Below are 11680 nucleotides of genomic sequence, written 5' to 3' on the forward strand. Positions count from 1 at the left end.
AGGTATACGCCGTTAAAAAATGCCCTGGAGCTGTCATGTCCAACCGTTTCCCTTCCGTTCGCCCCCGCCGCCTGCGCCAGAACGAATCCCTGCGCACGATCTTCCAGGAAACCGAATTCCGCCTGGAAGACCTGATCCTGCCGATTTTCGTCGAGGAAGGCATCGATGACTTCGTGCCGATCACCAGCATGCCGGGTGTCAACCGCATTCCGGAAAAACGGCTGGCCCAGGAAATCGAGCGCTATGCCCGTGCTGGCATCAAGTCGGTGATGACCTTCGGCGTGTCGCACAACCTGGACGCCACCGGCAGCGACACCTGGAACGAGAACGGCCTGGTTGCGCGCATGTCGCGCATCTGCAAGGACACCGTGCCGGAAATGGTGGTGATGTCCGACACCTGCTTCTGCGAATACACCAGCCACGGCCACTGCGGCGTGCTGCACGACCATGGCGTGGACAACGACGCCACCCTGGCCAACCTGGGCAAGCAGGCGGTCATCGCCGCCGCTGCCGGTGCCGATTTCATCGCCCCGTCGGCGGCGATGGACGGCCAGGTGCAGGCCATCCGTAGCGCCCTGGACGGTGCCGGCTTCCACGACACTGCGATCATGGCTTATTCCACCAAGTTCGCCTCGTCGCTGTATGGGCCGTTCCGTGAAGCCGGAGGCACCGCGCTCAAGGGCGACCGCAAGAGCTACCAGATGAACCCGATGAACCGCCGCGAAGCGGTGCGTGAGTCGCTGCTCGACGAGCAGGAAGGGGCCGATGTACTGATGGTCAAGCCGGCGGGTGCCTACCTCGACGTGATCGCTGACATCCGCGCCGCCTCGCGCCTGCCGCTGGCGGCGTACCAGGTGAGTGGTGAGTACGCGATGATCAAGTTCGGCGGCCTGGCCGGTGCCATTGACGAAGGCCGGGTGGTGCGTGAAAGCATCGGCGCGATCAAACGTGCCGGTGCCGACCTGATCCTGACCTATTTCGCCATGGACCTGGCCCGTGAAGGGATCTGATCGCCTCTAGAGGTTTGTCGCCGGTGAGATCGAGCGCCGCCCGCGCGGCGCTCGATTTCCGCATCGCCACAACACTCAAGACAGGCCCCCCTCAAATGTCGAGAAAAAATCAGTAAGCGCTGAATTATTTAGTGTCCCGTTGTATCTGATCCCTTAGAGCCTTCAGCGACAGGGATACGGGCATGAAATCTCGCAAGAAAAACGTCCAGCCGATCGGCCTCAAGGACATCACCATCGTCGACGACGCCAAGATGCGCAAGGCGATCACCGCCGCCGCACTGGGCAACGCCATGGAGTGGTTCGACTTCGGAGTGTATGGCTTCGTCGCCTTCGCCCTGGGCAAGGTGTTCTTCCCCAACGCAGACCCAAGCGTGCAGATGATCGCGGCGCTGGCCACGTTCTCGGTGCCGTTCCTGATCCGCCCGCTGGGCGGGCTGTTCTTCGGCGCCTTGGGCGACCGCTTCGGGCGGCAGAAGATTCTCGCCGCGACCATCGTGATCATGTCGCTCAGCACCTTTGCCATCGGCCTGATACCGTCCTACGCCTCGATCGGCATCTGGGCGCCGATCCTGCTGTTGCTGGCGAAGATGGCCCAGGGCTTCTCGGTGGGCGGGGAGTACACCGGGGCGTCGATCTTCGTTGCCGAGTACGCCCCGGACCGCAAGCGCGGCTTCCTCGGCAGCTGGCTGGACTTTGGCTCGATTGCCGGCTTCGTGCTGGGCGCGGGGGTGGTGGTGCTGATTTCCACCGTCCTCGGCGAACAGCAGTTCCTCGAATGGGGCTGGCGCCTGCCGTTCTTCCTGGCCTTGCCGCTGGGCATCATCGGCCTCTACCTGCGCCACGCGCTGGAGGAAACCCCGGCGTTCCAGCAGCATGTCGACCAGCTCGAACAGGGCGACCGCGAGGGCCTGGCCTCGGGGCCGAAAGTGTCGTTCAAGGAGGTCGCTACCCAGCACTGGCGCAGCCTGGTGACCTGCATTGGCGTGGTAATCGCCACCAACGTCACCTACTACATGCTGCTCACCTACATGCCCAGCTACCTGTCACACAACCTGCACTACAGCGAAGACCACGGCGTGCTGATCATCATCGCGATCATGGTCGGCATGCTGTTCGTGCAACCGATCATCGGCCTGCTGAGCGACAAGTACGGCCGCCGCCCGTTCATCGTCGTGGGCAGTGTCGGGCTGTTTGCCCTGGCCATCCCGGCGTTCATGCTGATCAACAGCGGCGCGCTCGGGCTGATCTTCTCCGGCCTGTTGATCATCGCCGTGCTGTTGAACTTCTTCATCGGCGTGATGGCCTCGACCTTGCCGGCAATGTTCCCCACGCACATCCGCTACAGCGCCCTGGCCAGCGCCTTCAATATTTCGGTGCTGATCGCTGGCCTGACCCCGACCCTCGCCGCCTGGCTGGTGGAGACCAGCGGCAACCTGTACATGCCGGCGTACTACCTGATGGTGATCGCCGTGGTCGGCCTGGCCACTGGCCTGACCATGAAGGAAACCGCCAACAAGCCGCTGCGTGGCGCCGCGCCTGCAGCGTCAGATATCGAAGAAGCACGCGAACTGTTGCAAGAGCACCACGACAACATCGAGCAGAAGATCGAAGACATTGACGCGCAGATCGCCGAACTTGAGGCCAAGCGCCAGGTGCTGGCACAGCAGCACCCGCGCATCGAGTGAGGCTCAGCGCGGCATGTAGCCGCGCTGCCACGAACGTGGAATGAACCGCGACACCAACGCCAGCAGGCAGGCCAGGGCGCAACCCCAGGCGCTGTTGCAGCCAGGCGCCGAGGGCGGCGCCCAGCAGCATGCCGGCCCAGGGCACCAGTTGCACCCGCCAGCCGTTGCGCCGCTCGCCCAGCAGCCAGCGGCCCAGGCCGCGACCGAAGCGCGACAGGGCGCCAGTGACGTAGGTCAGGCCGATGGGCAGGCCGTTTACCTGTTCCACCACCGCATTGATCATGCCCATCGCCAGGGTGGCCGCCAGCAGTGCCGGGAAGGTTGCGGCAAACGGCCACAACGCGGCGCCGGCAAGCAGGGCCGCGACCACCAGCAACACTGGCCAGGCCCGGCGTCGGAAACCGCGGGCCAGCAGCACGCCCAGCGCGTTGCCCGCGACAAAGCCCAGCACGGCACCGCTCAAGCGCAGCACCATGGCCAGGTCCGCCTCACTGATGGCCACGGCCAGGCGCGTGGTGTTTCCGCTCATGAACGAGACGAAATCGCCCAGCGCCAGCAGGCCGATGGCGTCGGTCATGCCGGCCAGCACCGACAACCCGGCCACCAGGCCAAGGCCGACGCGGCCACGCAGGACTTGCAGGCGCAAGCGCCTGGCCGTGCGCGCGGGGAGGGCGTTGGGCAGCATGGGCAGGCTTCAGCGCGGCATTTCGCGGGCGAGGGTGCTCTTGATCGTGCGCTCCACCACGTCCACCAGCACCATGGTCTGGTGGTCCACCTCGATGTTCAGCAGTTCGCCGGCCTGGTAGCGAGCGAAGGTGGTCTGGCGCAGGGTTTCCGGGATCAGGTTGATGGTCACCACGTTGTCCTCGACATCGGCCACGGTCAGGCTGCAGCCGTTGACCCCGATAAAGCCACGCGGGAACACGTACTTGCCCCATGGCGGTGGCATGCGGAAGGTGATGAAGGCGCCGGTTTCCTTGATCGACAGCTCGACGACCTCGGCGGTGGTGGCGATGTGGCCAGCCATCAGGTGGCCACCGACCTCGGCGTTCATTTTCGCCGAGCGCTCGATGTTAACCCCCTGGCCAGCCTTGAAACAGCGCAGGTTGGTGCGTTCGAGGGTGGCAGTCATGGCGTCGAACTTCACCTGGGTGCCGTCGATTTCGGTCACCGACAGGCAGGTGCCCTCGACACTGACGCTGGCGCCGATCTTCAGTTCGTCGAGCAGTGCCGGGGTGAGGTCGATGGTGAACTGGTTGTGGCCCGGGTAGCGGGTCACATCAAGCAGAGGGCGGACGGCCTGGACGATGCCGGTGTACATGGAGTTGCTCCTGGGCACAGAGAGGGAAAACATCAGGAAGCTATGCCCATGGCGCTGCAAATGCAAGTTGCCGTACTGGCCTCAGACATGCCCACTGCTGTTCACAATCCTCAAGCACAGTGCCTCGTAAGGGTCCAGGTTGATCATCAGCCGGCCATCTTCGCTCAGGTCGCCTTCGACCGTCTCGTTGATCATGTCCACCACCGGCCCCGGGGTGAAGCCGGTCAATTGCAGCGCCTCGGCAATCACCTCCTGGCCGAAGTTCAATGCGCTGATCTGGATACCACGCCCGGCCGGCAGCTCATGCACCATCACCAGCAGGCCCGGGCTGCTGACTTCGGGCACCAGCACCTGGCGGCTGGTGGCGATGCCATAGGCCTGGCGCACGGCCAGCAGTTTTTTCACCTGGCTGGCGAACGACTCGGGGTTGTCCAACTGGCTGTCGAGGCTGCCGTAAAGCGAGCGCGCGCGCGGCATGCCGCGCACCGAGGCTTGTGCCTGCGGGGCGAGCCCGGCCAGGTCGTAGCCGCCCCGGTGGATCCAGCGGGTATCACCGTCGACCATGCGCTCGGCCACCGCCTCGGCCGGCAGCGGCAGGGCGCCGACCAGGTCCCAGCCGGACAGCGCGACCACGCCCGGTTGCATGGCGTTGTACATCACCAGCAGCAAGTGCACCTTCTGGATCAGCGCGATGTCCTCCGGGCTGATCTGTTCGAGGTCGCGAATGCCCAGCGCTGCGGTGATCAGGCTGGCGCTGGTGCAGGCGATGCCGTTGGTGACGAAGCGCAGGTTGTACGGCGCATGCTCACCCGACAGGCGTTCGTAGATTTCCTCGCGAATGTGCTCGCGAAGGATGCTGCCGGGCAGGGTCTGGCCCTTGTACAGGTACATGTCGTGGGCGTGCAGGGTCCAGAAGTGCACCAGTTCGACGGTCAGCTCGTCGTGGTTCTGCAGGGCGTGGATCAACGACGCCGGGTCGATGCCGAAGGCGTGCATCTCCTTGAGCATCAGGCGCAGGAATTCGGTGTCGCCGGTCAGCAGGGCATGCTGGTAGGCGGGGCGGGTGATGAAGTCGTAGGACAGGTCGGCACCGCCCTTGGACATCTGCGCGATGTCGTCGAGGGTCAGGTTGAGCTCCTGGAAGCTGAAGCCGCCGGCCTTGCGGATCATGCCGCCGATCAGCTGGTTGCCGACGATCGACAGCGGGTGGCTCTCGGACCAGGCACTGCCGCTGGCACGGGTTTCCACGCCGAGAAAACCGTTGGCATCCAGGCGCAGGCCGCGGGCCCCCAGGCAATCCAGCGCGTGCAGGGCGTCGCCGATGATCATCTGCTGGGCGGCAAAGCTGGGGTCGAGCCAGTTCAGTGACGGCTGGCCTTCCTTGAAGTAGTGCAGGTACACCCAGCGCCGGGTCTTGCCGTCGACCCCGGTAATCGGCGCGGTGGCGCTCCAGTCGGTTTCCTTCACCCCAGGCTCGAAGAAGATCACCCGCTGCAGCTGGCCGACGATGTAGTGGCGCAGCTTGAGTTCGTCGCACAGCGCTGGCGCCAGGTTGACCGCATCACGGCCCGCAGGCACGTCGGGCAGCAGCGGCCAGTCCTCCTCGCGGATCTCGACCATGTGGTAGAGCCCGGGGTAGGCACCGTGGGCCAGTTCGGCCAGGCGAAAGTCCGCGCCCTTGCCGGTGTGCGAGGGGATCAGGTCGTCGATGGTCACGGCATTGTGCGCGGCGGCCAGGCGGCTCATCTGCACCAGCTCCTGCTCATTGCCGTAGAGCGGGTCGATGTCGAAGCTGATACGGTCGAAATTGCCGTCGATGCTGGGGGTGAAGTCACGCCCGCGCACGCCGCCAGACTGCTTGATCGGGCCGGTGTGGATGCCCTGTACGCCGATCTCCGACAGGCGCCTCCACAGCGCTTCGTGGCCGAGGGCCGCCAGTACCGAGCAGCCTTCGGGGGCGATGATCGCGTCGGGGTAGACCGTCAGCCACACCGAGGCGATCTCGGTGGCGCGGCGTGGCTGGGCTTCGGCGTAGGGGTTCTGCCACAGGCGTGACTGGCCGGAGTACAGGCGGGCCCGCTCCTGCGAGGCCTTGAGCATCGAGCGGTCTTCAAGCCATTTGAGGTATGACGGGTCGGGCTGGGTCATTTCGCGTCCTCTTTGCGTGGCGGCACCGGCCAAGGTTATGACGGCATGGCGAGCGGATCGTTCGGCTTGAGGCTAGCGTGGCCTGCAATCAATCATCTTTGCGCGCCTCGCTCAACAGCTGGTCAATCCGCCCGGCAAACCGCTGCAGCGCCGGCAGGTACTTCACCACCGCCTGATCGATACTCATCGCCTTGGCCACATACACCAGGTTCAGGCACCCCAGCAGCCGCCCACCCGCGTGCAAGGGCACGGCGATCGAGGCGATCTTCTCTTCCTGGTTCCAGGCCATGAAATTCTCCGCATAGCCCCGGTGGCGCACCTTGCGCAGCAGGTTGTCGAGCGTCACAGGGTCACGCGCCAAGCGGTATTCGGGCCCTTCACGGCTGGCCAGCAGGGCGATGATCTGCTCGCGCTCGGCGTCATCGCAGAACGCCAGGTAGGCCTGCCCGGTAGCCGTTGCCAGCAGCGGCAGGCGGCGCCCGACCATGGAGCGGTGGAATGACAGCCGGCTGAAGCGGTGGGTGGTTTCACGGACCACCATGGCATCGACGTCCAGGGTGCTGATGTCGGTCGGCCATACCACTTCCTGCAACAGCTCGGCCAGCAACGGCGCCGCCGTGGCGCTGATCCACTGCTCATCGCGGAACCCTTCGCTCAACTCGCGCACCTTGAGGGCCAGGCGGAAGCTGTCGTCGGACTCGCTGCGGCGCACGTAACCTTCCTCCTGCAGGGTCTCCAGCAGGCGCCGCACGGTGGTGCGGTGCAGGCCGGTGAGCTCGGCCAGGCGGGTCGGGCTGGCACCGCCGTCGAGGCGGTTGAGGGCATTGAGCAAGGCCAGGCCACGGCTCAGCCCACGCACGTTCTTGTACTCGGAGTCTCGGTCGATATTCACAAAAAATCCTTATAAAACAATGATGTGCACTAAGTGCACAGCAGGGCGTTTTTTCATTGTAGGGCAATCCGCAGCATTCCTATACTCGCCCCAACAACTACAAATGCCCTGACAGGGGAATACACCATGCGCCATGCCTGCCTGCCGTCCTTACCCGTTGCCTGCGCCTTCCCATACCCAAGCGTAGCGTCGCGCCGCTAATACCCGTACCAGCCATAACGCCCGTTCAACTGCCTTGCGCCTGCCTGCGCGATGGCGGTAGCGGCTTGCCTGGAGTTACCGGGAGCGCCGTCGGGCCGTGTCGAGGATTACAACAATGAACACGTCACATCCAGATCACCCACAGGCCGACTACGCCGCTGACGTGGTGGTCATCGGTGCCGGCCCGGTCGGGCTGGCGATCGCCAACTACCTGGGCCAGGCCGGCGTGCAGGTGCTGCAGATCGAGAAGCTCGACCAGCTGATCGACTACCCGCGCGCCATCGGTATCGACGACGAGTCGCTGCGCACCGTGCAGGCCATCGGCCTGGTCGAGCAGGTGCTGCCGCACACCACGCCGTGGCACGCCATGCGCTTCCTGACGCCCAAGGGCCGCTGCTTCGCCGACATCCAGCCAATGACCGACGAGTTCGGCTGGTCGCGCCGCAATGCCTTCATCCAGCCCCAGGTCGATGCCGTGCTGTACCAGGGCCTGGCGCGCTTTGCCAATGTGCGCACGCTGTTCTCCCGCGATGTGGTCGAGTTCCAGCAGGACGAGCACGGCGTGAACCTGCGCATGAACGGCCCTGAAGGCCGGCAGGAGACTGTGCGTGCCCGTTACCTGGTGGCCTGTGACGGCGGCAACAGCCTGATCCGCCGCAGCCTCGATATTTCCTTCGAAGGCAAGACCGCGCCCAACCAGTGGATCGTCATCGACATCGCCAACGACCCGCTGGGCACGCCGAACGTGTACCTGTGCTGCGACCCGGTGCGCCCGTACGTGTCGGCTGCATTGCCCCATGGCGTGCGGCGCTTCGAGTTCATGGTGATGCCGGGCGAGACCGAGGCGCAGTTGAGCCAGCCGCAAAACCTGCGCAAGCTGCTGGCCAAGGTGCTGCCGGACCCGGACCGGGTCGAGCTGATCCGCAAGCGCGTCTACACCCACAACGCCCGCCTGGCCGGCCAGTTCCGGGTCAAGCGGGTGCTGCTGGCCGGCGACGCCGCGCACATCATGCCGGTGTGGCAGGGCCAGGGTTACAACAGCGGCATGCGCGATGCCAGCAACCTTGGCTGGAAGCTGGCGCTGGTGGCCAAGGGCCTGGCAGGCGAGGCGCTGCTCGACACCTACGAGCAGGAGCGGCGCGACCATGCCAAGGCAATGATCGACCTGTCGGTGCTCGCCGGCCACGTGCTGGCGCCGCCCAAGCGCTGGCAGGGCGCCCTGCGTGATGGCGTGTCGTGGGCGTTGAACTACCTGCCGGCGGTCAAACGCTACTTCCTCGAAATGCGTTTCAAGCCCATGCCGCAGTACGCCAAGGGCGCGCTGGTGGCCGAGGTGAACAGCAAGGCATCGCCAGTCGGGCGCATGTTCATCCAGCCCAAGGTGGTTACCGAAGCGGGTGAGACGCGCCTGCTGGACGACGTGATCGGCAGCAACTTCGCCTTCATCGCCTGGGGCAACGATCCGCTCTGGGGCCTGAGCGCCGAGCAGGTGCGGGCCTGGCGTGCCCTGGGCGCGTGCTTCATCCAGGTGCTGCCGGAGGTGCAACTCAAGGCCGGGCGCGAGGTACCGGACGGGGTGATTCGCGTGGGCGACTGCAGTGGCCGCCTCAAGGCGTGGTTCGGCAGCTACCCGGTGTCCATCGCGCTGCTGCGCCCTGACCGCTTCGTGGGCGCGGTGGCCATTCCGCAAACCGTCGGCCAGGCCAGCGATGCCCTGTTGCAGGCGTTGGCCGCTCGCCCTCAGGCCAACCAGCAGGCGCCGTTGGCGTCCAAGGTGGCCTGAAATGAGTGCCTACCTGCATTGCCTGTCGCACACCCCGCTGGTGGGCTACGTCGACCCGGCGCAAGCCGTGCTGGCGGAAGTGGACGAGGTGGTCGCCGCTGCCCGTGCGCGCATCGCCGCGTTCGGCCCGGAGCTGGTGTTCCTGTTCGCTCCGGACCATTACAACGGTTTTTTTTACGATGTGATGCCGGCCTTCTGCCTCGGCATGGGCGCCACCGCCATCGGCGATTTCAACAGTGCCGCTGGCCCGCTGGATGTGCCGCGTGACATCGCCGAGGCCTGTGCCGATGCGGTACTGCAGGCGGGTGTGGACGCCGCCGTGTCCTACCGCATGCAGGTCGACCACGGTTTCGCCCAGCCGTTGGAGCTGTTGCTCGGCGGCCTGGCGCACAAGCCGGTGATCCCGGTCTTCATCAACAGTGTGGCGGTTCCGCTGCCGAGCTTTGCCCGTGCCCGGCTGCTTGGCGAGGCCATTGGCCGTTTCGCCCGCAGCACCGGCAAGCGCGTGCTGTTCCTTGGTTCCGGTGGCTTGTCGCACCAGCCGCCGGTGCCGGAACTGGCCCATGTCGATGCGCGCATGGCCGACCGCCTGATGGGCAGTGGCCGCGACCTGCCGGCTAACGAGCGCCAGGCCCGCCAGCAACGGGTGATCAGCGCCGCCGAAGGTTTTGTACGTGACCAGCACAGCCTGCACCCGCTCAACCCGGCCTGGGACAACCACTTTCTCGACCTGCTGGAGCAACGCCGCTTCGCCGAACTCGATGGCATGGCCAATGCCGAGCTGTCGGCGCTGGCCGGCAAGTCGACCCACGAGGTCAAGACCTGGGTAGCCGCCTTTGCCGCGCTGGCCGCATTCGGCGACTACCAGGCCAGTGCGCGCTACTACCGACCGATCCCCGAATGGATCGCCGGTTTCGGCTCGCTCAGCGCCCATTCCCTTACCTGATCAACGGAGGACTCCCTTCATGACCCGCAGCTCCATCAACGAAGCCGACAGCAGCCGTTTTGCCCGCATCCGCGAGGGCGAGCTCGACCTGCAAGTGCACTACAACGACCTCGGCGAAGGCGCCGAGACCGTGGTCATGCTGCACGGCTCCGGCCCGGGCGCCAGTGGCTGGGCCAACTTCAACCGCAACATCGAACCGCTGCTGGCCGCCGGCTATCGCGTGCTGCTGATGGATTGCCCGGGCTGGAGCAAGAGCGACCCGATCATCTGCCGTGGCTCGCGTTCAGACCTCAACGCCACCGCACTCAAGGGGTTGCTCGATGTGCTCGGCCTTGAGCGTGTGCACATCCTCGGCAACTCCATGGGCGGCCACAGTGCCGTGGCCTTTGCCCTGAGCCACCCGCAGCGCGTCGGCAAGCTGGTGCTGATGGGCGGGGGCACCGGTGGCGCCAGTCCGTTCGTGCCGATGCCCACCGAGGGCATCAAGTTGATCAACGCGCTGTACCGCGAGCCGACCATCGACAACCTGAAGAAGATGATGAACGTCTTCGTCTACGACCCCAGCGACCTCACCGAGGCGCTGTTCCAGACCCGCCTGGACAACATGCTCAGCCGCCGCGACCACCTCGACAACTTCGTCGCCAGCCTGGCCGCCAACCCCAAGCAGTTCCCCGACTTTGGCGCGCGCCTGGGCGAGATCAAGGCCAGGACCCTGGTGATCTGGGGCCGCAACGACCGCTTTGTGCCGCTGGATGTCGGCCTGCGCCTGATCGCCGGCATCGCCGACGCCGAACTGCACGTGTTCAACAACTGCGGCCACTGGGCCCAGTGGGAGCACGCCGCCACCTTCAACCGCCTGGTGCTGGACTTCCTCCAGCACTGATTTGAGGTACACCCCATGAACATCGACTCGCCAACCCTCGAACGGCTGGCCGCCGACCTGCGGCGCGCGCAACAGCAGGGCGAAGCCATTACCCCGCTGCGCGACGCCATCGGTGCGGAAAACGCCGAGGCCGCCTATGCCATCCAGCGCCTGAACGTGGCCCACGCCCTGGCCGCCGGCCGCCGCCTGGTCGGTCGCAAGATCGGCCTGACCAACCCCAAGGTACAGGCTCAGCTTGGCGTCGATCAGCCCGACTTCGGCAGCCTGTTCGCCGACATGTGCTACGGCGACAACGAAACCGTGCCCCATACCGGCGTGATGCAGCCGAAGATCGAGGCCGAGATCGCTCTGGTACTGGCCCATGACCTGCCCAGTGCCCAGACCACCTTCGCCGATGTGATCGGCGCCACGGCCTATGCCTTGCCAGCACTGGAAATCGTCGGCAGCCGCATCCAGGGCTGGAACATCCGCTTTGCCGACACCGTGGCCGACAACGCCTCCAGTGGCTGCTTCGTGCTGGGCGGCCCGGCGCGCCAGCTGCATGACCTTGACCTGCGCGGCGCGGCCATGCGCATGACCCGCAACGGTGAGCTGGTGTCCAGCGGCAGTGGCGCCGAATGCCTCGGCCATCCGCTCAATGCTGCGGTGTGGCTGGCCCGCACCATGGCCCGCCTGGGCGAGCCGCTGCGTGCTGGCGACATCATCCTCACCGGTGCCCTCGGGCCGATGGTAGCGGTGGCGCCGGGCGACCATTTCGAAGCCGAGATCGACGGCCTAGGCCGCGTCGGCGTGACCTTCAGCGGCGAATGAC

General features: G+C 65.7%; 9 protein-coding genes and 1 pseudogene. 6 read left to right on the forward strand and 4 right to left on the reverse strand.

Going from position 1 to position 11680, the window contains the following annotated elements:
* The first annotated feature begins 35 nt into the window (after positions 1–35).
* A complete protein-coding gene (gene hemB / locus F6X59_RS20330; protein ID WP_060507473.1) occupies positions 36–1010 on the forward strand; it encodes a porphobilinogen synthase in 975 nt (324 codons plus the stop codon).
* A 182-nt stretch (positions 1011–1192) separates the two neighbouring features.
* The gene (gene proP / locus F6X59_RS20335; RefSeq protein WP_152957814.1) at positions 1193–2695 is read left to right on the forward strand and encodes a glycine betaine/L-proline transporter ProP; all 1503 of its coding nucleotides are present in this window, start codon (positions 1193–1195) and stop codon (positions 2693–2695) included.
* A 3-nt stretch (positions 2696–2698) separates the two neighbouring features.
* On the opposite strand, the pseudogene F6X59_RS20340 reads toward proP, so the two are convergent.
* The 4 genes and pseudogenes from F6X59_RS20340 to F6X59_RS20355 all read right to left on the reverse strand — a co-directional run bounded on the left by F6X59_RS20340 (position 2699) and on the right by F6X59_RS20355 (position 7056).
* Positions 2699–3380 (reverse strand): annotated as a pseudogene (locus tag F6X59_RS20340) (YoaK family protein).
* A 9-nt stretch (positions 3381–3389) separates the two neighbouring features.
* The gene (locus F6X59_RS20345) at positions 3390–4016 is read right to left on the reverse strand and encodes a riboflavin synthase subunit alpha (RefSeq protein ID WP_152957815.1); all 627 of its coding nucleotides are present in this window, start codon (positions 4014–4016) and stop codon (positions 3390–3392) included.
* 81 nt (positions 4017–4097) lie between these two features.
* Positions 4098–6164 (reverse strand): maltose alpha-D-glucosyltransferase, encoded by a 2067-nt coding sequence (treS, locus tag F6X59_RS20350; protein ID WP_152957816.1) that lies wholly within the window; start codon positions 6162–6164, stop codon positions 4098–4100.
* A gap of 88 nt (positions 6165–6252) precedes the next feature.
* Positions 6253–7056 carry a DNA-binding transcriptional regulator gene (locus tag F6X59_RS20355; protein ID WP_346653098.1) on the reverse strand — a complete coding sequence of 268 codons (804 nt, stop codon included), beginning with the start codon at positions 7054–7056 and terminating at the stop codon, positions 6253–6255.
* Positions 7057–7372: 316 nt separating this feature from the next.
* Here F6X59_RS20355 and F6X59_RS20360 point away from each other — a divergent pair, with 316 nt between their 5' ends.
* The 4 genes from F6X59_RS20360 to mhpD are packed head-to-tail and all read left to right on the forward strand — an operon-like array spanning position 7373 to position 11679.
* Entirely contained in the window at positions 7373–9040 is a 1668-nt protein-coding gene (locus F6X59_RS20360; protein ID WP_152957817.1) for a bifunctional 3-(3-hydroxy-phenyl)propionate/3-hydroxycinnamic acid hydroxylase, read from the forward strand.
* 1 nt (position 9041) lies between these two features.
* Complete coding sequence (gene mhpB / locus F6X59_RS20365) at positions 9042–9986, forward strand: 3-carboxyethylcatechol 2,3-dioxygenase (protein ID WP_152957818.1); 945 nt, start codon at positions 9042–9044, stop codon at positions 9984–9986.
* Between the two features lie 19 nt (positions 9987–10005).
* Entirely contained in the window at positions 10006–10869 is an 864-nt protein-coding gene (locus F6X59_RS20370; RefSeq protein WP_152957819.1) for an alpha/beta fold hydrolase, read from the forward strand.
* A 15-nt stretch (positions 10870–10884) separates the two neighbouring features.
* Positions 10885–11679, forward strand: a complete 795-nt coding sequence (mhpD, locus tag F6X59_RS20375; protein WP_152957820.1) for a 2-keto-4-pentenoate hydratase — start codon at positions 10885–10887, stop codon at positions 11677–11679.
* Position 11680: the final 1 nt, after the last annotated feature.

The sequence above is a fragment of the Pseudomonas sp. MN1F genome (genome assembly GCF_009391885.1).
GTDB lineage: Bacteria > Pseudomonadota > Gammaproteobacteria > Pseudomonadales > Pseudomonadaceae > Aquipseudomonas.